A 21,024-nucleotide genomic window follows, 5' to 3' on the forward strand; every position below is an offset into this window, starting at 1 on the left:
CCCTATGGCGAGGATGCGGCCACCATCAACATGGTCATCGTCGATGAAGGCTGGCGCGGGCAGGGCCTTGGCCGCCGCCTGATGGACGAGGCCATGGCGCTGGCGGGCGGCCGCCCGTTGCGCCTCGTCGCCACGACCGACGGGCTACCGCTCTACGAAAAGCTGGGCTTCCGCGAGGTCGGCACCGTTCTTCAGCACCAGGGGGAGGCCGGTCCGATGTCGTTGGTCGCGGCGGAAGACGTCGTCCCCGCCGGCGCCGACGACCGCACCGCCATCGCCGCCCTGGACCGGCAGGCCTTCGGCGCCGACCGCGGCCTGCTGCTGGAGCGTTTCGCCGAGGTCGGATCCTTCACGCTGCTGCGGCGGAACGGCGCTCCCATCGGATTCGCGGCGTTGCGCGACTTCGGCCGCGGACAGGTCATCGGCCCGGTGGTCGCCCCCGATGCGGACGGCGCCAAGGCTCTGATCGGCCCGATCATCGCCGCAAATCCTGGGAAATTCCTGCGGGTGGACACCACCGCCGACACCGGCCTGGGGCCATGGCTTGCCGATTGCGGCCTGCGCCATGTCGGCGGCGGCATCGCCATGCGCCGCTCCGCCCCGACGGCATCGGCGCCTGCATCGGCAGCCGGCATTTCGACTTTCGCACTCGCCAGCCAGGCACTCGGCTGATCCGGAGAGGACCATGCTCAGCAATTCCCTGATCGAACTCGACCGTGCCCATCTGGTGCATCCCGTCGCCTCCTACCGCGGCCATGAGAAGGCCGGCGTTCGGGTGATCGCCTCCGGCTCCGGGGCGACGATCACCGACATGTCCGGCCACCGGCTGGTGGACGGCTTCGCCGGCCTGTGGTGCGTCAATGCCGGCTACGGCCAGCAGAGCCTCGTCGATGCCGCCACCCGCCAGATGCAGGAACTGCCCTATGCCACCGGCTATTTCGGGCTTGGCAGCGAACCGGCGATCCGGCTGGCGGCAGCGCTCGCCGAACGCGCGCCCGGCGACCTGAACCACGTCTTCTTCACGCTCGGCGGGTCGGACGCGGTGGACAGCACCATCCGCTTCATCCGCTATTACTGGCAGGCCAAGGGCGAGCCGCAGCGCGACCGGTTCATCTCGATCGAGCAGGGCTATCACGGCTCCTCCACCGTCGGCGCCGGGCTGACCGCCCTGCCCGCCTTCCATGCCGGCTTCGGCGTTCCCTTCGACTGGCAGCACAAGATTCCGTCGCACTACGCCTACCGCAACCCGGTGGGCGACGATGCGGATGCGATCATCGCCGCTTCGCTGGCCGCACTCGACGCCAAGATCGCCGAGATCGGCGGACCGGAGCGGGTCGCCGCCTTCTATGCCGAACCGATCCAGGGGTCCGGCGGCGTTCTGGTGCCGCCCGACGGCTGGATGAAGGCGATGTGCGACCGCTGCCGCAGCCTCGGCATCCTGTTCGTCGCCGACGAGGTCATCACCGGCTTCGGCCGTACCGGCCCGCTGTTCGCCTGCACCGACGACGGCGTGGTCCCCGACCTGATGACCACGGCCAAGGGCCTGACCTCCGGTTACGTGCCGATGGGTGCGGTCTTCCTGTCCGACGCGGTTTATGCCACCATCGCGGATGCCGCCGGCAACGCCGCGGTCGGTCATGGCTACACCTATTCCGCCCACCCCGTGAGTGCCGCGGTGGGGTTGGAGGCTCTGCGGCTGTACGAGGACGGACTGCTCGCCAACGGCGTGAAGGCCGGCGCGCGGCTGGTGTCCGGGCTCCACGCGCTGCGCGATCATCCGCTGGTCGGCGACGTGCGCGGGCGCGGCATGCTGGCCGCCATCGAGCTGGTGGTGGATAAGGACCGCAAGACCCCCCTGCCCGCCGCCGCCGAACCGTCCCGCCGGATTTTCGACCGGGCCTGGACCAACGGTCTGGTCATCCGTGCCTTCGGAAACGGCGTCCTGGGCTATGCCCCGCCGCTCTGCTGCACCGACGACGACATCGACGCGATCATCGAGCGCACGGCCCGCACGCTCGACCAGACGCTGGAGGATCCCGACGTCCGCCGGGCCATGCGATAGACCCAAAAAGGGAAGGCCGCGGAAGAATCGGCGAATACCCCCGTATCCAGCATTTTCTGCTGTCCGGCATCCAAATTCAGAGACCCGCGTCTAACCCATGGACCACACTGGATGGGAAGAAGACCGGGTTTCTGGGCCATCTCCGGAGGGGTCACCTCCAGAAGAACCACCGCGGACGATGCTGCCGAACCTGAAACGCCCCGCTGAACCGAAACGGTTCCCCGCGGTCCTTGATGAGGAGTTGGTGCGTTGCCCAAGAGTCTGCAGAGCTTCAAATATCTGACCTTCGATGTCGTCGGCACCCTGATCGACTTCGAATCCGGCATCAAGGACTGCCTCGCCGAGATCGCGGCGGAGGCCGGAACCACGGTCGACGGCGAGGCGGCGCTGACCCTTTACCGGGAGGCGCGGTATACCGACGCCACCGACCTGTTCCCCGACGATCTGGTACGCGTCTATTCGGTCATCGCGCCGAAGCTGGGCCTGCCCGCCGGCACTCGGTACGGCGAACGCCTGCGCGATTCCGCGGCTTCCTGGGCCGGCTTCCCGGACAGCAGGGACGCCATGGCGCGTCTGGCCAAGCGGTACAAGCTGATCGCGATGACCAATGCACGGCGCTGGGCCTTCACCCATTTCTCCCGCGAACTGGGCGATCCCTTCTTTGCCGGCTTCACCGCCGACGACACCGGCGTCGAGAAGCCCGACCCCGCCTTCTTCCAGCAGGTGTTCGACTTCGTCGAGCGCGACGGCGGCGGCAAGGACGACATCCTGCACGTCGCCCAGAGCCAGTATCACGACATCGGGGTTTCCCGGCGCCTCGGCATGACCAATTGCTGGATCCAGCGCCGGCATGCCCAGAAGGGCTATGGCGGCACCATCGAGCCCGCCGAGTTCACCGAACCTGATTTCCACTTCCGCTCGATGGCGGAACTGGCCGATGCCGTCGACGCTGCCGATGCACCGAAGACGGCCTCCGCGTAACCGGACCAAACCGGAGCGCGCTGAAAAAGAAACGAACAAACAATCCCGAACAGAGTGAGGCAGACATGACCAAGACGCCTGAAACCTGGACCAGAACCGACGACAGCATGGTCGAAAGCGCCATCCGGCGCGGGGCCAACCGCCGCGACCTGCTGAAGATGCTGCTGGCGGGCGGCATGTCCCTGCCGGCCATCGACCCTCGTTCTGGGCCGCGCCAACGCCGCGGTTGCGGACGAACCGGTGAAGGGCGGCGCGCTCAAGGCCGCCGGCTGGTCGTCGTCCACCGCCGACACGCTCGATCCCGCGAAGGCGTCGCTGTCCACCGACTATGTCCGCTGCTGTTCTTTCTACAACCGCCTGACCTTCCTCGACAAGGCCGGCATCCCGCAGATGGAGCTGGCCAAGTCCTTCGATACCGACGACGCCAAGACCTGGACGATCAAGCTTCGCACCGGCGTGACGTTCCACGACGGCAAGTCGCTGACCGCCGACGACGTGGTGTTCTCGCTGAAGCGCCATCTCGATCCGGCCGTCGGGTCCAAGGTTGCGAAGATCGCCGCCCAGATGACCGACATCAAGGCGGCGGACAAGAACACCGTCGTCATCACGCTGGCCGGCGCGAACGCCGACCTGCCGACCATCTTGTCCACCCATCACTTCATGATCGTGGCCGACGGCACCACCGACTTCTCAAAGGGCAACGGCACCGGTCCCTTCATCTGCAAGAGCTTCGAGCCGGGCGTGCGTTCCGTCGGTGTGCGGAACCCGAATTACTGGAAGGGCGGTCCGCATGTGGACTCCTTCGAGTTCTTCGCGATCAGCGACGACAATGCCCGTGTCAATGCACTGCTGTCCGGCGACATCCACCTGGCCGCAGCGATCAACCCGCGGTCCACGCGGCTGGTCGACGGGCAGAAGGGCTTCGCCCTGTCCAAGACGACATCCGGCAACTACACCGACCTGAACATCCGCCTGGACATGGAACCGGGCAGCCGCAAGGATTTCGTCGACGGGATGAAATATCTCGTCAACCGCGAGCAGATCGTCAAGTCCGCCCTGCGCGGCTTCGGCGAGATCGGAAACGACCAGCCGGTGTCCCCGGCCAGCCCGTTCCACAACGCGGCGCTGAAGCCCAAGCCCCATGACCCGGAAAAGGCGAAAGCCCTGTTCAAGAAGGCTGGCCTGCTGGGACAATCCATCCCGGTGATCACGTCGGACGCCGCCGCCTCCGCCATCGACATGGCCATGGTGATCCAGGCCTCCGCCGCCGAGATCGGCATGAAGCTCGACGTTCAGCGCGTGCCGTCCGACGGCTATTGGAGCAACTACTGGCTGAAGGCTCCGATCCATTTCGGCAACATCAACCCGCGCCCGACCCGGACATCCTGTTCTCCCTGCTCTACGCTTCCGAAGCGCCGTGGAACGAGAGCAAGTACAAGTCCGAAAAGTTCGACAAGATGATGCTTGAAGCGCGTGCCACGCTCGCCTGGGCCAAGCGCAAGGAACTGTACGACCAGATGCAGGTGATGATCGCCGAGGAAGCCGGCACCATCATCCCCGCCTACATCTCCAATGTGGACGCCATCACCGACAAGCTGAAGGGCCTCGCTCCCAACCCTCTGGGCGGCATGATGGGCTACGCGTTTGCCGAGTATGTCTGGCTGGCCGCCTGATACGTTGGACGGGCGGGCCGGTTCGGCCGAGAGGCCGGCCATCCCGGCCCCCCGCCCTTCTTATCGGCGCCCGGCTCATTGTCGCCCGTCCCGGTCCCCCCTCCGGGGGCGCCTCACCACGCGGAGGACAGGCATGAAATCACGCGTTCCCTCCCTCATCCTCGGTCGACTGCTCATCGCGCTAGTCACGCTGACGATCGTGTCCTTCGCCGTGTTCTTCGCCACCACGCTGCTGCCCGGCGACACCGCGACCATCCTGCTGGGTCAGGCGGCGACGCCGGAAGCGATCGCCGGGCTGCGCACGGCCATGCATCTCGACCAACCGGCCCTGCTGCGCTTCCTCTACTGGATCGCCGGGCTGTTCCAGGGCGATTTCGGCACCTCCTATGCCAACAATGTGCCGGTGGCCACGCTGATCTCCGGCCGGCTGGCCAACACGCTGAAGCTGGCAGGGCTGACCACCCTGGTGTCGGTTCCCCTGGCGCTGACGCTGGGCATCACCGCCGCCATGTGGCGGCGCACGCCGTATGACCGCATCGTCACCGTCGCCACCATCGGCATCATCTCCGTCCCCGAATTCGTGGTGGCGACGCTGGCGGTGCTGGTGTTCGCCGTCTACCTGAAATGGCTGCCCGCCCTGTCCTTCACCTATCAGGTCGACAGCTTCGCCGGCCTACTTCGGGCCTACGCCATGCCGGTCGTCACCCTGACCTTCGTGGTGTCGGCGCAGATGATCCGCATGAGCCGGGCCGCCGTGATCGAGACACTCAACACGCCCTATGTCGAAATGGCGCTGCTGAAAGGGGCATCGCGCCCCCGGCTGGTCCTGCGCCACGCCCTGCCCAACGCGCTGGCCCCGATCGCCAACGCGGTGGCACTGTCGCTGTCCTACCTGCTGGGCGGCGTCATCATCGTCGAGACGATCTTCAACTATCCGGGAATCGCCAAGCTGATGGTGGATGCGGTGTCCACCCGCGACCTGCCGCTGATCCAGTCCTGCGCGATGATCTTCTGCTTCGGGTATCTGCTTCTGATCACCACCGCCGACGTCGTCGCCATCCTGTCGAACCCGAGGCTCCGATGAAGACACATTCCTCCACCGGCTCGAGGGCCTCCACCGGCTTCATCGCGGCCCGGTCCGGCTACCGGGTCAATACGGTAGGGCTGGTCAGCGCCTCCGTGGTCCTGTTCTGGGCGCTGGTCGCCCTATTCGCCCCCTACATCGCCCCCCATTCGGCGGGGGAGATGATCGACCTCGATTATTTCGGCCCGATGCGGCCCGGACTGTGGCTGGGGTCGGATTATCTCGGCCGCGACATGCTGTCCCGCCTCATCTTCGGCGCCCGCTACACCGTCGGCATCTCGCTGGCGGCGGTGGCCATCGCCTGCTTCACCGGCGTCGTGCTGGGCATGACCTCGGCCGTGCTGCGCGGTCCGGTGGACATGGTGGTCAGCCGCCTGCTCGACGCCCTGAACTCCATCCCCAGCAAGCTCTTCGGCCTGATGGTGGTGGCGGCGGTCGGGTCGTCCATCCCCGTGCTTATCCTGACCCTGTCGGTCATCTACATCCCCGGCGCCTACCGCTTCAGCCGGGCGCTGGCGGTCAACATCGACACGATGGACTTCATCATGGTCGCCCGCATCCGCGGGGAAAAGCTGCCCTATCTGATCTGGTCGGAGATCCTGCCGAACATCATCGGCCCGGTGCTGGCCGACCTGGGCCTGCGTTTCGTCTTCATCGTGCTGCTGCTGTCGGGCCTGTCCTTCCTGGGGCTGGGCGTTCAGCCGCCCTTTGCCGACTGGGGCGCGCTGGTGCGCGAGAACATCGGCGGCCTGCCCTTCGCCGCGCCGGCGGTGATCGTGCCGTCGCTGGCCATCGCCACCCTGACCATCAGCGTCAATCTGCTGATCGACAATCTTCCGCAGAAGATCCGGGATCGGAGTGCCTCCTGATGACGAACCTCGTCGAAATCCGCGGCCTGACGGTCGAGGCCACCACCGATTCGGCCGCTGGTTCCAGATCCTGAAGGGCATCGACCTGGACATCGCCGCCGGGGAAACCGTCGCCTTCATCGGCGAAAGCGGGTCGGGGAAGACCACCGCCGCCATGACGCTGCTGGGCTACGCCCGTCCGGGTTGCCGGATTTCCGGCGGAACGGTGCGGGTCGACGGCCATGACATGGTGACCCTGTCGGAGAAGGAACGGGCCGCGCTTCGCGGCACGGTCGTGGCCTATGTGCCGCAGAGCGCCGCCGCCGCCTTCAATCCGGCGGCGACCATCATGGATCAGGTCATCGAGGTGACGCGGATCCACCGCCTGATGCCGCCGGACGAGGCGCGCCGCCGGGCGGTCGACCTGTTCCGCGCCCTTTCGCTGCCCGATCCCGATGGCATCGGCGACCGCTATCCGCACCAGGTGTCGGGTGGTCAGCTTCAGCGGCTGGCGGCGGCGATGGCCCTGATCGGCGATCCCAAGGTGGTGATCTTCGACGAGCCGACCACCGCGCTGGACGTCACCACCCAGGTGGAGGTTCTGCGCGCCTTCAAGGCGGTGACCGCCAAGCGCCGGATCGCCTGTGTCTATGTGTCCCACGATCTGGCCGTGGTCGCCCAGATCGCCGACCGCATCATGGTGCTGCGGCACGGGGAGGTGCAGGAAATCGGAAGCGTCGACGACATCCTGACGCGCCCGACCCACCCCTACACGAAGGAGTTGCTGCACGCCTTCCACCCCGACACCGGCGGCCGGGTTGCGGCGGCGGAGGCTTTTGCCACCAATTCCGTGCCGCTTCTGGAAATCAACACGCTGAGCGCCGGCTACGGCCCGCCGCAGTCGAACGGGCAGCCGCTGGTCCTGGCGGTCAAGGGGGTGAGCCTGCAGGTGAAGCGGGGCACCAACCTCGGCATCATCGGCGAGTCCGGCTGCGGGAAATCCACACTGGCTCGCGCCATCGCCGGCATCCTGCCGGCCAGCAAGGGCGACATCCCAATTCGATGGGCGCGAACTGTGGCACAGTGCCCGCCAGCGCAGCCGCGAACAGCTGCGCGACCTGCAGATCGTCTTCCAGCACGCCGATACCGCGCTCAATCCGGCCAAGTCGATCGAGGACATTCTCGGCCGCCCCCTGACCTTCTATCACGGGCTGCGCGGCAAGGCTCGCGACGCGCGCGTCGATGCGCTGCTGGACATGGTGCACCTGCCGCGCGCCCTGCGCCACCGCCGCCCGGCCGAACTGTCGGGCGGCCAGAAGCAGCGGGTCAATTTCGCCCGTGCGCTCGCCGCCGAACCGAAGCTGATCCTGTGCGACGAGATCACCTCGGCCCTCGACACCGTCGTCGCGGCGGCGATCATCGATCTGCTGAAGGAACTGCAGCGCGAACTTGGCCTGTCCTACATCTTCATCAGCCATGACCTGTCGGTGATCGAGGCGATCTGCGACGAGATCATCGTGATGTATCGCGGACAGACGGTGGAGACCATCATCCCTTCCGCCCGGCAGCAGCCGCAGCACCCCTATTCGAAGCTGCTGTTCTCGTCGGTACCGAAGCTGGACCCGACCTGGCTCGACACGCTGAACCTCGACGCCGACCGGATGCGGGTGGCGTGACAGGCCGGCTCCCTTGCGCGGCCAACCGCCGCGCGGGGGGCAACGGTCGCGCCGCGAGGCCCTTCACATCTGGAACAGCGTGGTCAACGGCATGTGGGCGCGGACGATCGGCGACTTCAGCACGACGTAGCTGAAATACTTGTCGATGCCGATGTCCATGTCGGTCAGCTTCTCCATGATCTCCTGATACTCGCCGATGCCGGACGTGACGAACTTCAGCATGTAGTCGTAGCCGCCGGACACCAGATGGCATTCCAGCAGCTGTTCGATCTTCTTGACGGCAGCCAGGAAGCGGGCGAAATCGACCTGCCGGTGGTTCTTCAGCGTCACCTCGGTGAAGACGGTCAGGGTCTGGCCGAGTTTGCTGACGTTGATCTGGGCCGTGTAGCCTTCGATGTAGCCTTCCGCCTGCAGCTTCTTGACCCGCATCAGGCAGGGGCTGGGCGACAGATTCACCAGTTCGGCCAACTCCACGTTGGTGATCCGGCCGTTCTTCTGGAGCTGATGCAGAATCTTGATGTCGATGCGGTCCAGCTTCATGGGGAACCCATCCGGTTCGAGGGCGGGGGAGCGGAAGACGACAGCAGAAAATTCTGTCGATCGGGCCATGTCAGCTTAACACGCGCTGCCCGCCTGTCGATGATCGAGTGGCTTTCTTTCGGCAGAACAAAGCATCGACCGCACCGGCATCGACAGAAGAAAATGCCGCCGAAACGGACAATGCAGCGCCCGTCGACCCGCATGCCATGGCTAGATGATGCAACGCCGAAACCGGAGACCCGCCCCATGCCCGCGCCTTTGCAAACCATCGCGTCTTCCCCGCGCCTGCCCGATCAGGCGGATGTCGTCGTGATCGGCGGCGGCATCGTCGGCGTCTGGGCGGCCTACTATCTGGCCCGGCGCGGACTGGCGGTGGCCCTGGTGGAAAAGGGACAGGTCGGGGCGGAGCAGTCGAGCCGCAACTGGGGCTGGTGCCGCCAGCAGAACCGCGACGCGCGCGAGTTGCCGATGGCGACCAAGAGCCTGGACCTGTGGGAGCGCTTCGCCGCGGAAGCCGGTGAGGACACCGGCTTCACCCGCTGCGGTCTGCTCTATCTCAGCAACGACGACGGGGAACTGGCGGGCTGGGCACACTGGCGCGATTTCGCCCGCACGGTCGGCGTCACCACTCACATGCTGACCGGCGCCGAAGCGGCCGAGCGCGGGCAGGCCACCGGTCGTCCCTGGAAAGGCGGCGTCTTCTCGCCGTCCGACGGCATCGCCGATCCGGCCCGCGCCGCGCCCGCCGTGGCGCGGGCGATCATGAAGCTGGGCGGCACAGTGCATCAGGGCTGCGCCGCGCGTGGGCTGGAGACCGCCGGCGGGCGGGTCAGCGGCGTCGTCACCGAGAAGGGCGCGATCCGGGCGAAAATGGTGGTTCTGGCGGGCGGAGCCTGGGCCTCCTCCTTCTGCCATCAGATCGGCGTGCGATTCCCGCTCGCCTCGATCCGGTCGTCGATCCTGTCGGTCGGCCCCAGTCCCGCCGGTCTGCCCGACGCCCTGCACACCGCCGCGGTGTCGATCACCCGGCGTGGCGACGGCGGCCATACGCTGGCGATCAGCGGGCGCGGGCGCGTCGATCCGACCCTTCAGCAGGCCCGCTTCGCCCCGCAATTCATGCCGATGTTCGCGCGGCGCTGGCGCAGCCTGATGCCCGGCGGGCTGGAAGGGATGCGCTCCGGCCACGAGACGCTGCGGCGCTGGCGGCTCGACCGCCCGACCCCGATGGAGCGGGTGCGGGTTCTCGACCCCACCCCCGACCGCAGCACCATCCGCCTCACCCACGAACGGGCGATGGCGCTGCTTCCCGGCCTGAAGGGTGCGCCGATCACCGCCGCCTGGGGCGGCTACATCGACAGCACGCCCGACGGCGTTCCCGCCATCGGCGAGATCGGCAGCCTGCCCGGCCTGATCCTGGCAGCCGGGTTCAGCGGCCACGGCTTCGGCATCGGCCCAGGCGCCGGGCACCTGATTGCCGACCTCATCACCGACCAAGCGCCGATCGTCGATCCAAAGCCCTACCATCCCGACCGCTTCGCCGGCTTTTCCGCCGGAAAGGTCGCCGATTTCTGACCGGAACGCGGGGCCGTCCGGCCAAAAGCTTCAGTTGCCGCCCGGTTCCAGGGCGCGGGCGGCCCGGCGCAGGCACTCGCGCATCAGGTCGTGGCTGCCCGACAGCGGGCGCTCCTTGCTGGTCAGGATGGCGATGGGCACGCGGATGCCCGGGCGGAAGGGCCGCTGGACGATGCCGGAGAACTGGCTCCACGGCAAAAGCCCATCGACGACCGCCACGCCGATCCCCTCCCGCACGAAGGGCAGCGCGGTGATCGACAGGTCGATCTCCACCGCCGGGGCGTAGACGCCGCCTTCGGCCTCCAACGCCCCGGCCAGCAGCCGGCCGGGCAGCGTGTCCACGCGGTACGAGATCAGCGTCTCCTCCGCCAGTTCGGCAAAACCGATCTGGGCGTGTCCGGCCAGCCGATGCCCCTCCGGCATCAGGCAGACCAGTTCGGCATGGCCGACCGTTTCGACGTGAAGATCGGGATGGGGCATGTCGTTCATCGCCACCCCCAGCAGGACGTCGCCGCTGCGCAGCATGTCCCGGATGTTGGCGATCGGGCGACCAGCGACCGCACGACGATGTCCGGATGCGCCGCTCGGAAGGCGCTCAGTGCCTTGGGAACGATGGACATGGATGGCGGGGCCGAGGCGGCGAGACGGACGAGGCCGGTGCGGCCATGGCGCATGTCCACCGTCCGCCTGCGCAGTGCGCCCAATTCGGAAAAGATGCGCTCGGCCTCCGGATACAGCTCGTTGGCCTCCTGCGTCGGCACCAGACGCCCGCGCACCCGGTCGAACAGCTTGAACCCCAGCTGGTCTTCGGCATGCAGCAGGATCTGGCTCAAGGCCGGCTGCGAAATGTTCAGCATCGCCGCCGCCCCGGTCACCGTTCCACAGCGCATCAGCATGCAGAAGACTTCCAGTTGGCGGGCTTGCATTCGAAATCCTGGGCGCTGGCGGAGAGGAGGCGGAACCGGCACGGCCGGGCCACGACTATAGCGACCGGCAAGCCCGAGGGTCGAGAAGCAACAGCAAGGCGACCGGGCCGACGAGCGGCAAGACCGCCCAGCCGCCACGCCCCGGCTGTAAACAAATTCCAGAGGTCTTAGAAAAAAAGCATCGTTAACACAGGTTGGCTACCTGTCTTCGCCACCCCTATGCCAAAGGGTCGATGAGGATAGCGCAGGCTGCACTCTGTCACGCGATGCGTTACATTTGGGGGAACGTGTGTTCCGGTCAGGATCGATGTCTGCAGAACTACCTCCCTCCACTGATCCTCCACCTCATCCCGGTGCCGTTCTGCGCAACCGCGTGTTGCCCGAGCTTGGGCTGACGGTGACCCAGGCCGCCCAGGAACTGGCGATTGCGCGCCAGACGCTCCACCGCGTGCTTGCTGGCACCGCCGCCGTCACGCCCGAGATGGCTGCCAGGCTGGCCCGGCTCTGCGGCATATCCGCCCATTTCTGGCTCGACCTTCAACTGGCGCACGACCTGTGGCATGCGCAGCGTGCCCTTGCCGATACCCTGGACCGCATTCCGGCGCATGCACTGCCCGACACCCTCAAGACGGATATCCTGGCCTGCCATGCCCGCACCCTCTGAACTGCCGCGCAAGGCACGAACCGGCGTTGCCGGCCTTGACGACATCCTCGCCGGCGGTCTCGCCCGCGACCGTGTCTTCCTGCTCGAAGGCAGTCCGGGTACCGGCAAGACCACCATTGCCCTGCAGTTCCTGTTGGACGGCGCGGCGGCCGGCGAAACCGGACTCTACATCACCTTGTCGGAGACCGAGGGCGAACTTCGCAGCGCCGCAGCCGAACATGGCTGGACTCTCGGCGGGGAGATCACGGTGTTCGAGTTGGTTCCGCCGGAAAGCCTGCTCGACGAGGCGCACCAGCAGAGCCTGCTCTACTCCTCCGACCTCGAACTCGGCGAGACGACCAAGCTGATGTTCGGCGCGATCGAGCGGAGCAAGCCGATGCGGATCGTCCTCGACAGCCTGTCGGAGATCCGCCTGCTGGCCCAGAGTTCGTTGCGGTATCGGCGCCAGATCCTCGCCCTCAAGCATTATTTCGCCCGGCACGGCGCCACCGTGCTGCTGCTCGACGACCTGACCACCGACACCATGGACAAGACGGTCCACAGCATCGCCCACGGCGTGATCCGTCTGGAGATGCTGACGCCGGCCTACGGCGCGGAGCGGCGGCGCCTGCGGGTGCTGAAATACCGTGGGCAGGCCTATCGCGGCGGCTACCACGATTGCACGATCACCACCGGTGGCTTCAAGGTGTTCCCCCGGCTGATCGCCGCCGAGCATCGAACCGGCTTCGCCGGGGAGCGACTGGCCAGCGGCATCGCCGAACTCGACACGCTGCTGGGCGGCGGCATGGAGCGTGGGTCGAGCGCCCTGATCATCGGCCCGGCGGGGACCGGAAAGTCGCTGCTGGCGCTTCAGTTCACCGTGGCCGCCATCGCACGGGGAGAGCGGGCGGCGCTGTTCGTCTTCGACGAGGAGCTTGGCCTGCTGTTCGCCCGGACCAGGGCGATGGGCTTCGACCTCGAAGCCATGCGGGATCGCGGCAGCCTGATGATCGAGCAGGTGGATGCGGCGGAACTTTCACCCGGCGAGTTCACCCACCGGGTCCGCGCCTGCGTCGACGACCACCGGATCCGCACCGTGGTGATCGACAGCCTCAACGGCTATCAGGCGGCGATGCCGGAAGAGCAGCTTCTGGTCCTGCATCTTCATGAATTGCTTCTGTACCTGAACCGCCAGGGCGTGACGACCTTCCTCACCATCGCGCAGCATGGCCTGATCGGCGACATGCAGTCCCCGGTCGACGTCACCTATCTGGCCGACACCGTCGTGCTGCTGCGCTATTTTGAGGCGTTGGGCCGTATCCGTCGGGCGATCTCGGTGATCAAGAAGCGCGCCGGTGCGCACGAAGACACGATCCGCGAGTACCGGGTCAACGACAAGGGCATCAGCCTCGGACCGCCTCTGGCCGAGTTCCAGGGGGTGCTGCGCGGCGTGCCGGTCTATATCGGCCAAGGCGGACCTCTGCTGCAGGACGATCCCGGCTTGAGCGAGGCCGCGATCATGGAGCGCGCGCTGGTCCTGGCGCCGCATGGACGGGATGCCGCCGTCGCTTCGGCCTTGCTGGGCGAGGCCGGGATCGCCGCGCACGCTTGCCCCGACCTGCCGGCACTGTGCACGGCGCTGGAGGACGGGGCCGGACTGCTCATCCTTGCGGAGGAGGCGGTGCGCACCGCCGATCTCCAGTGTCTCGTCGCCTGGATCGGCGCGCAGCCTCCCTGGTCGGACCTTCCCGTCATCCTGCTCACCTTTCGAGGCGACGGTGCCGAACGTACGCCTGAGGCCGCACGCTTGACCGAACTGCTCGGCAACGTCACCTTCGTGGAGCGCCCCTTCCACCCGACCACCCTGATCAGCGTCGTGCGGACCTGCCTGCGCGGAAGGCGACGGCAGTACGAAGCGAGGGCGAGGCTTGCGGAGCGCGAGCGTCTCCTCGCGGAGCTCGCCGACGAACGGGCGCGCTTCGAAACGCTGGTGGAACACCTGCCGGTGGCGGTGAACCTGATGGACCTGAACGGCCGGACCATTCTGTCCAATCCGGCATTCCGGCGCTTCTTCCCGGATTCCGTCATCCCGTCCCAGCGGCCGGACGGCGAGGAGCGCTGGATCGGCTACGACGAGCAGGGCCGCCGCCTGTCGCGGGATCAGTTTGTCGCGGTGCGGGCCCTGCGCGGCGAGACCGTCAGCGGCATCGAGTTCATCTATCGTCCTGCCGGCGCTCAGCCGGTGTGGACCCGTGTCAGCGGCGTGCCCGTGCAGGATTCCACCGGCAAGACCACAGGAGCGCTCGCCGTCATCGTCGACATCAGCGACCAGAAGGCGGCGCAGGAGGCCTTGCAGCGCCTGACCGCGACGCTGGAATCCAACGTCCAGGAACGCACCCGGGAATTGGCGGCGACTCTCGACCAGCTGCGCGACGAGATCCGCGACCGCGAACGCGCCGAAGAGCAACTGCGCCAGACGCAGAAGCTGGAGACCCTCGGCCAGCTTACCGGCGGCGTCGCGCACGATTTCAACAACCTGCTGATGGCGGTGCTCGGCAATCTGGAATTGCTGCGCAAACGCCTTCCCGCCGATCCGACGACGGAGCGCCTGTTCGACGGCGCCATGCAGGGAGCCCGACGCGGAGCGACGCTGACCCAAAGGCTTCTGGCTTTCGCCCGTCGCCAGGATCTGCAGCCGCAGGCGGTGGACCTTGCCGGACTGCTGGACGGCATGAAAACTCTGTTGGAACGGTCTGTCGGCCCGCGCGTCGTCATCCGCATCGACGCTCCGCCGGCATCGGTGCCGGCCCTGATCGATCCCAACCAGCTCGAACTCGCGATCCTGAATCTCGCCGTCAATGCCCGCGATGCCATGCCCGACGGCGGCACTCTCACCGTGACCGTGGACGAGGCGCCGGTTTCCGTGGCTTCGGGACTGCCGCCCGGTTCCTACCCGCATGTCAGCGTGCGGGACACCGGTACGGGAATGGATGGGGAAACGCTTGCGCGGGCGGTGGAGCCCTTCTTCTCGACCAAGGGGATCGGCAAGGGCACCGGGCTGGGGCTGTCGATGGTCCACGGTCTGGCGGTGCAGTCCGGCGGTGCGTTCCGGCTGTCCAGCGTTCCGGGCCAGGGGACGGTCGTGGAGTTGTGGTTGCCCAAGGCCACCACACCGGTCCAGGCAGCCGAATTGCCGCCGGCCCCGGCGGTCGACGTGTCTCCCGCCGTGGTCCTCGTGGTCGACGATGACGCGCTGATCGCCATGAGCACCGTCGATATGCTGGCCGACCTTGGGCACACGGTCCTCGAAGCAAGCTCGGGCGTTGAAGCGCTGGAGCTTCTGCGCAGCGGCCAGGCGGTTGACCTGATGCTGACGGACTATGCGATGCCGGGCATGACCGGCGTCGAGCTTGCCCGGGCGGCCCGCGCCATGGCCCCGGACCTGCCGGTTCTGTTGGCGACGGGATACGCAGATCTGCCGGAGGGCGTCGTCGCCGACCTGCCGCGGCTCGCCAAGCCATACACGCAAAACCAGCTCGCCGTTGCGACGGCCAAGCTGTTGGCCGAAATGGCCAGGACTTCGGCACATGCCAAGCGGAGTGACGGCCTCCACCCCGATTAGCGCGCTGAGGACGGTCGGGCGACGCGGTTCCCGTCACGGAGCCGCGTCAGCGTCTCAGCATCGCGAAGGCCGGAATGGCGACGCGGTGGACCAGCGGGATCAACAGCGCGCCGAGAAGAAGCCCGACAATGCCTGCGATCCCGGCGGCCACCAGCCACTCCATCACCGCCGCCCCCGCCGGAAGCGCATGGCCGACCGCCACGGCGGCGTCATGGATCGCGTGCCCGAGTTCCTCCAAGCCATAGCCTTCCAGCCCATGGATGATGATGCCGCCGCCGACCCAGAGCATCGCTGCGGTGCCGACGAGGCTGAGCAGCTTGAGAAACAGCGGCATTCCATAGACGAGACCGCGGCCCAGCCCCTGCGTCAGCGGGCGCAGCAGCCGGTCCGCCCCGCCCGGTGCACCGGCGGCCAGCCGACGCAGCCCGAAGAGGCTGGAGATTGGCCGGTCGTTCTGCGCCAGGGCAATGCCGGCGTCGTCGGCCTTCACGATCAGCGCCACCGCGCCGTACACCACGACCGTGATGCCGGTTCCGACGATGGCGAGGATCAGTGCCTGCATCCAGAAGGAGGACACCTCCGCAGCGACGGCGGACAGCGTGATCGCCATGATCTCGGCGGACAGGATCAGGTCGGTCTTGATCGCGCCGTTCACCTTGGAATCTTCGAATTGCCGGGCAGACTGCCCGCCGGCCGTGCCCTCTGCACCATGGCCGTCATGAGCCCCGTGCGGCCAGATGGCTTCGAAGATCTTCTCCGCCCCTTCGTAGCAAAGGAAGGCGCCGCCCAGCATCAGCAGCGGCGTGATGGCCCAGGGCGCCACGAGGCTCAACACCAGGGCGGCCGGCAACAACAGGATCAGCTTGTTCTTCAAGGAGCCGACAGCGATCCTGCCGATGATCGGCAATTCACGATCCGCAGTGAACCCGACGACGTAGCGTGGCGTAACGGCAGCGTCGTCGACCACCACGCCGGCGGCCTTGGCCCCCGCCTTCGCTGCCTGCCCGGCGGCATCGTCCAGCGAAGCGGCGGCGATCTTCGTCAAGCCGACCACGTCGTCAAGCAGTGCGATCAGTCCTGTGCTCAAGGAAACGGCTCCTGATAATCCCGGCGCCATCCTAACAAACATCGACCCGCATCATTCCAATTTTCATGCCCATGCCGAGCCGGCCCGCAGGACGCGGGTTCCAAGGACCGGAGGCGATCACGACCGGCATGGTCCGCGGCGCCGCCCTCCTTCCTTCGACGGCGTAAGGCCGGAACGGACGGTGGGATGCGCCACGGCTGGGCTCGTCGGGACAGGCGGGATCACTTCAGGGGAGCGTATGTGCCGTTGTTCCAGGCATAGAGCACGAAGGGCTCGGAGTTCGGGTCGCCCTTCCGGTCGAACCGGATGTCGCCCAGCACGGTGCGATGGGTGCCGGCACGCAGCGCATCGGCCAGCTTGTCGCCCTTCATCGTCTTCGCCGCTTGGCCGCATCGGCCAGAACCTTGACGGCGGCGTAGGTGTAAAGGGTGAAGCCCTCCGGCTCGAACCCGGCGGAACGGAAGCGCTGGACCAGATCGGCGGTGCCGGCGTTGACGCGCGGATCCGGGTAGAAGGTGAACATCACCCCGTCGCTGGCCGGTCCGGCGATGGAGGCGAACTCCGTGGTCGCCAAGCCGTCGCCGGCAACGAACCGGGCCTTGAGCCCCTGTTCGGACGCCTGCCTCACCAGCAGACCGGCCTCGGTGTGATAGCCACCGAAGAAGACCACATCGACGTTCAAGGCCCGCAACCGGGCGACCAGCGACGAGAAATCGCGCTCCCCCTGGGTGATGCCTTCGAACAGCACGACGTTGCGGCCCTGCTGCGTCAACTCCGCCCGCACCCCCTCGGCGATGCCCTGGCCATAGGTGGATTTGTCGTGGACGATGGCGATGGTCCGGCCGAGATCGCGGCTGACGATCTGCTTCGCCGCCACCCCGGCGGCCTGGTCGTCGCGCCCGCAGACCCGGAACATGTTGGTCAGGCCGCGCTCGGTGATCGTCGGGTTGGTCGAGGCCGGCGTCACGATCACCAGTCCGGCTTCCGCATAGACGCTGGACGCCGGAATGGTGGAGCTGGAGCAGAAATGCCCGACCACCGCCTGCACGCCATCGGCGACGAAGCGGTTGGCGACGGCCACCGCCTGCTTGGGATCGCAGGCGTCGTCGGCCACCTGCAGGACAACCTTCTCACCGTTGATGCCGCCGGCTGCGTTGAGATCGGCGACGGCGAGGTCGGCACCGCGCCGCATCTGCTCCATGAAGGAGGCGTATTGCCCGGTGACCGGACCGGCAAGGCCCAGCTTGACGTCGGCCGCCGCCGCCATCGGCACCAGCGCCGCAAGCGAGATGCCGAAACGAAGCAGGTTGCCGCGGAATCGAGACCCGGATCGAGACATCGTTCGAGACGTGGATCGAGACATGGAACTTCCCCATTCGTTGATGCGGCATGTTGTCGTGTCGTTGCAGCCGCCCGCCGGGCCGCATGCGGCGGACGTGTCTCGGCAAGGCCCGCCCTGCGGCGCCCCCGATGTCAGAAGGCCAGCACCTCGCGCAATCCGGTGAGATCGGCGAACTCGTGGTCCGGCCGGGGTTGCCATGGTCCCAGCCTGTCCTGCGTCCGGTTGATCCAGGCCACGCGCATGCCCAGCGGCTTGGCCCCGTCGATGTCCGCCCAGGAGGCCAGCGAGGCATGCAGAACCTCGCCGGGGGCCAGCGCCAGCCGTTCAAGAGCGAGGCGGAAGATGCGTTCCGACGGCTTGTAGGCCCGGGCCATCTCGGCGGTCGTGACGCTGGGGAAGAAAGAGGCCAGCCGGCTGCGCGCGAACAGGTCGCTGTCCATGTTGGTGATCGGCATCAGCGGATATTTGGCCGCCAGAAGGGCGAGGATCTCCGTCACCTCGGGGTGCGGCGGCGCCTGCTCGACGAGGCCGGTCAGCAGCGTGTCGGTCAGAACCGCAAGCCGGTCGGCGCCCAGCCGGTCAATCCCACCACCAACCCCAGCCCCGGCTCCGCCCAGTGTGGCGGCCAGGGCTTCGGCGGCGACCTCGCGGTATCGGCGATAGGCGGACGACCGGTAGAGCTGGACGGTGCGCATGTCCCAGTCTTGATAGAGGGCTGCGGCGTCCAGGTCGTCGCGCCCCAGCCTGGACAGAACCTCCGCCATTCCGGCGGTGCCGCCGGCATCGACGTCCACCAGCGTGCCGAAATAGTCGAAGGTGACGGCTTTGATCGCGTCCATTCCTGCTCCCTTTCTCAAGACGACTTGCGGGCGGCGAAACGGGCGACGCGTTCGGCGGCTTCGGGATTGCCGAACGCTTCGATGGTGGCCGCCGCCTCCAGGTCCAGCGCGCGACGCAGCGTGTCGGACAGGTCGACCGTCATCAGGCGTTTCAGCCGGCCGGTGGAAAAACGCGTCTTCCCGGCCACCGTCGTCGCCAGTGCCGTCGCGGTGTCGAGCAGCGCCTCGCGGGGGACCACCCGGTTGACCAGTCCGAGTTCGGCCAGACGCGCCGCCGATTGCCGTTCGCCCAGCAGCATCAGCTCCATCGCCCGCTGATAGCCGACCGCCAGCGGCAGCAGATGCGTCACCCCGCCGGTCACGAACTGGCCCCAGTCCATTTCGGGGAAGAATGCCTGAAGGTCGTCGGAGGCGACCACGAGGTCACAGTTCAGCATCCATTCGAACCCGCCGCCCACGGCGAAGCCATGCACCGCCCCGACGACGATCTTCGATCCGAACATCAGGTCGTGGGTGATCTGCTGGATGCCGGCGATGTGGGCGCGGATCGCCGCATCGTCGCGGGTCTGCTGGTCGAATTCCTTCAGGTCGTCGCCCGCGCAGAAGGCCCGCCCGGCGCCGCACAGCAGGATCACCGACACGTCCGGGCGTTCCGCCGCTTCGGTCAAGGCGGCGTGAAGGTCATGCAGCAGGGCGGTGCCGATGGCGTTCATCCGCTCCGGCCGGTTCAGCGTCACGCGGCCGATGCCGTCCGCCACATCGAGATCGACCGTGCTCATGATGAAATCCTTTCGATCCAGTCGGTCTTGCCGGCGGTGCGCGGCAGCGTGTCGTGCGGGATCATGGTGACCGCGGCACTCGCACCGGCCTGCTCGCGCACCGCCTTCTCCAGTTCCGCCGCCGCCGCGGGCCATGCCGTCTCGGGCAACCCCTCCGCCGCCTCGACGCGCAGCTGGATGCGGTCGTAGGGTCCCGGCCCGATCAGCCGGATGCGGAAATGGCCGGACGACAGCGCCGGCAGGCTGCTGACCGCCTTGCGGACCGCGCTGGGGAAGACGTTGATTCCGCGCACGTTGAACATGTCGTCGGTGCGCCCGCTGACGCGGAAGCGCCAGGATGTCCGTCCGCAGGCGCAGCGGCCGGTTCCGGTGACGGTGACGACGTCGCGGGTGCGATAGCGGATCAGCGGCTGGCATTCCTTTTCGATGTGGGTGCAGACCAGCTCGCCCACCGTGCCCTCGCGGATCGGCAGGCGGTTGCCCTCCGCGTCGAGAATTTCGGCGAACAGATAGTCGCTGCCGTGGAAATGCAGGTCGGTGGTCGCCTCGCACTGGCTGCCCAGCGTGCTCAGCACCTCGCTGAGGCCGTAATTGGCGTTGCGCACGCCGAAGCCCCAGGTTTCCTCCATCGTGGCGCGGAAGGCGGCGTTGTCCAGCCCGGCCTCGCCGCCGAACAGTCCGAGCCGGAGCCCGAGATCACGCGGCACCGGACCGCCCTCGTCGCGCAGCAGCTTTTCCAGCAGGGCCGGATAGGACGGCGTGCAGGAGATGGCGGTGATCTTGAGGTCGAGGATGGTCTGGAGAAGCTGCCGGGTGTTGCCGACGCCGAAGGGCACCACCGTCGCGCCGGCCGCCTCCAGCGTCATGTGGTCGGTCACGCCGCCGGTCCACATGCAGTAATTCAGGCAATGCACCACACGGTCGGTCGCACGCAATCCGGAGGCATGCATCGCGCGACCGCCGATGGTGGCGATACGGTCGCAATCCTGCCTGCTGTTGGCGAGGTTGAGCGCACGGCCGGTCGTGCCGGAGGTGCGGTGAAGGCGGACGATGTTCTCCTCCGCACAGGCCACATAGTCGCCGAAGGGATAGGCGGCTTCCTGGCCGGCGCGGAGATCCTCCTTGTCGGTCAGCGGCAGATCCTGGAGGCCGTCGAGCGTCACCGGACGCCCGATGCGGGCGGGCAGCATGCGCCGGTACATCGCCGACCGCTCGGACACATAGTCCCATTGCGCCGCCCAAAGGCGATCCTGCAGGGCACGGACCTCGCCGTCGGCCAAGGCTTCGAAATCGGGGTGGAGAAGATCGGAGGTCGGCATCAGGGCCTCGGTCTGGATGGTGGAAGCACCG

At 67.4% G+C, this 21,024-nt stretch carries 20 protein-coding genes and 1 pseudogene; 12 read left to right on the top strand and 9 right to left on the bottom strand.

The window, feature by feature from the left end; translation table 11 throughout:
* From F1643_RS10125 to F1643_RS24690, 9 genes and pseudogenes are all read left to right on the top strand, one after another.
* The coding region (locus F1643_RS10125; RefSeq protein WP_194912950.1) for a GNAT family N-acetyltransferase at positions 1–672 on the top strand (672 nt) is incomplete at its 5' end.
* 13 nt (positions 673–685) lie between these two features.
* Complete coding sequence (locus F1643_RS10130) at positions 686–2,062, top strand: aspartate aminotransferase family protein (RefSeq protein ID WP_194912951.1); 1,377 nt, start codon at positions 686–688, stop codon at positions 2,060–2,062.
* A gap of 249 nt (positions 2,063–2,311) precedes the next feature.
* Positions 2,312–3,043, top strand: coding sequence for an HAD-IA family hydrolase (locus F1643_RS10135; protein ID WP_194912952.1), 732 nt, complete (start codon positions 2,312–2,314; stop codon positions 3,041–3,043).
* Between the two features lie 240 nt (positions 3,044–3,283).
* A complete protein-coding gene (locus F1643_RS10140) occupies positions 3,284–4,504 on the top strand; it encodes an ABC transporter substrate-binding protein (protein WP_370540556.1) in 1,221 nt (406 codons plus the stop codon).
* Complete coding sequence (locus tag F1643_RS22825; RefSeq protein WP_255542619.1) at positions 4,501–4,716, top strand: hypothetical protein; 216 nt, start codon at positions 4,501–4,503, stop codon at positions 4,714–4,716. Before F1643_RS10140 ends, F1643_RS22825 begins: the two co-directional genes overlap by 4 nt.
* Positions 4,717–4,849: 133 nt before the next feature.
* Positions 4,850–5,800 (top strand): ABC transporter permease, encoded by a 951-nt coding sequence (locus F1643_RS10145; RefSeq protein WP_194912953.1) that lies wholly within the window; start codon positions 4,850–4,852, stop codon positions 5,798–5,800.
* Positions 5,797–6,669: an ABC transporter permease gene (locus F1643_RS10150; protein WP_194912955.1), complete on the top strand. Its 873-nt coding sequence runs from the start codon at positions 5,797–5,799 to the stop codon at positions 6,667–6,669. The genes F1643_RS10145 and F1643_RS10150 overlap by 4 nt, the downstream gene beginning before the upstream one ends.
* A pseudogene (locus F1643_RS24685) lies at positions 6,659–7,642 on the top strand (ATP-binding cassette domain-containing protein); the annotation flags it as partial. The gene F1643_RS10150 and the pseudogene F1643_RS24685, both read left to right, overlap by 11 nt.
* A 115-nt stretch (positions 7,643–7,757) precedes the next feature.
* Positions 7,758–8,324, top strand: coding sequence for an ATP-binding cassette domain-containing protein (locus tag F1643_RS24690; protein WP_370540562.1), 567 nt, complete (start codon positions 7,758–7,760; stop codon positions 8,322–8,324).
* Positions 8,325–8,387: 63 nt separating this feature from the next.
* On the opposite strand, the gene F1643_RS10160 is transcribed toward F1643_RS24690, so the two are convergent.
* Entirely contained in the window at positions 8,388–8,864 is a 477-nt protein-coding gene (locus F1643_RS10160; protein WP_098734844.1) for an Lrp/AsnC family transcriptional regulator, read from the bottom strand.
* Positions 8,865–9,110: 246 nt separating this feature from the next.
* On the opposite strand from F1643_RS10160, the gene F1643_RS10165 reads away from it, so the two are divergent.
* On the top strand, positions 9,111–10,436 hold the full coding sequence (locus F1643_RS10165; RefSeq protein WP_194912956.1) for an FAD-binding oxidoreductase: 1,326 nt from the start codon (positions 9,111–9,113) through the stop codon (positions 10,434–10,436).
* 30 nt (positions 10,437–10,466) lie between these two features.
* Here the strand turns inward: F1643_RS10165 and F1643_RS22830 are convergent, their stop codons facing one another.
* A complete protein-coding gene (locus tag F1643_RS22830) occupies positions 10,467–10,961 on the bottom strand; it encodes a LysR substrate-binding domain-containing protein (RefSeq protein WP_255542620.1) in 495 nt (164 codons plus the stop codon).
* Positions 10,922–11,362 (bottom strand): LysR family transcriptional regulator, encoded by a 441-nt coding sequence (locus F1643_RS22835; protein ID WP_255542621.1) that lies wholly within the window; start codon positions 11,360–11,362, stop codon positions 10,922–10,924. The genes F1643_RS22830 and F1643_RS22835 overlap by 40 nt, the downstream gene beginning before the upstream one ends.
* 307 nt (positions 11,363–11,669) lie before the next feature.
* On the opposite strand from F1643_RS22835, the gene F1643_RS10175 reads away from it, so the two are divergent.
* Positions 11,670–12,026 (top strand): HigA family addiction module antitoxin, encoded by a 357-nt coding sequence (locus F1643_RS10175; protein WP_194912959.1) that lies wholly within the window; start codon positions 11,670–11,672, stop codon positions 12,024–12,026.
* Positions 12,010–15,627 (top strand): ATPase domain-containing protein, encoded by a 3,618-nt coding sequence (locus F1643_RS22840; protein WP_255542622.1) that lies wholly within the window; start codon positions 12,010–12,012, stop codon positions 15,625–15,627. Before F1643_RS10175 ends, F1643_RS22840 begins: the two co-directional genes overlap by 17 nt.
* 46 nt (positions 15,628–15,673) lie before the next feature.
* Here the strand turns inward: F1643_RS22840 and F1643_RS10190 are convergent, their stop codons facing one another.
* The 6 genes from F1643_RS10190 to F1643_RS10210 all read right to left on the bottom strand — a co-directional run bounded on the left by F1643_RS10190 (position 15,674) and on the right by F1643_RS10210 (position 20,993).
* The gene (locus F1643_RS10190) at positions 15,674–16,714 is read right to left on the bottom strand and encodes a DUF808 domain-containing protein (protein WP_194912961.1); all 1,041 of its coding nucleotides are present in this window, start codon (positions 16,712–16,714) and stop codon (positions 15,674–15,676) included.
* Positions 16,715–16,935: 221 nt separating this feature from the next.
* Positions 16,936–17,085 (bottom strand): hypothetical protein, encoded by a 150-nt coding sequence (locus F1643_RS24695; protein WP_370540557.1) that lies wholly within the window; start codon positions 17,083–17,085, stop codon positions 16,936–16,938.
* A complete protein-coding gene (locus tag F1643_RS10195; RefSeq protein ID WP_370540558.1) occupies positions 17,082–18,053 on the bottom strand; it encodes a branched-chain amino acid ABC transporter substrate-binding protein in 972 nt (323 codons plus the stop codon). Before F1643_RS10195 ends, F1643_RS24695 begins: the two co-directional genes overlap by 4 nt.
* Before the next feature lie 134 nt (positions 18,054–18,187).
* A complete protein-coding gene (locus F1643_RS10200) occupies positions 18,188–18,895 on the bottom strand; it encodes an HAD family hydrolase (RefSeq protein WP_194912965.1) in 708 nt (235 codons plus the stop codon).
* Positions 18,896–18,909: 14 nt separating this feature from the next.
* Positions 18,910–19,674, bottom strand: coding sequence for an enoyl-CoA hydratase/isomerase family protein (locus F1643_RS10205; RefSeq protein WP_194912967.1), 765 nt, complete (start codon positions 19,672–19,674; stop codon positions 18,910–18,912).
* Positions 19,671–20,993, bottom strand: a complete 1,323-nt coding sequence (locus tag F1643_RS10210; protein ID WP_194912969.1) for a phenylacetate--CoA ligase family protein — start codon at positions 20,991–20,993, stop codon at positions 19,671–19,673. Before F1643_RS10210 ends, F1643_RS10205 begins: the two co-directional genes overlap by 4 nt.
* Positions 20,994–21,024: the final 31 nt, after the last annotated feature.

Source organism: Azospirillum sp. INR13, from assembly GCF_015390205.1.
Taxonomy (GTDB): Bacteria; Pseudomonadota; Alphaproteobacteria; order Azospirillales; family Azospirillaceae; genus Azospirillum.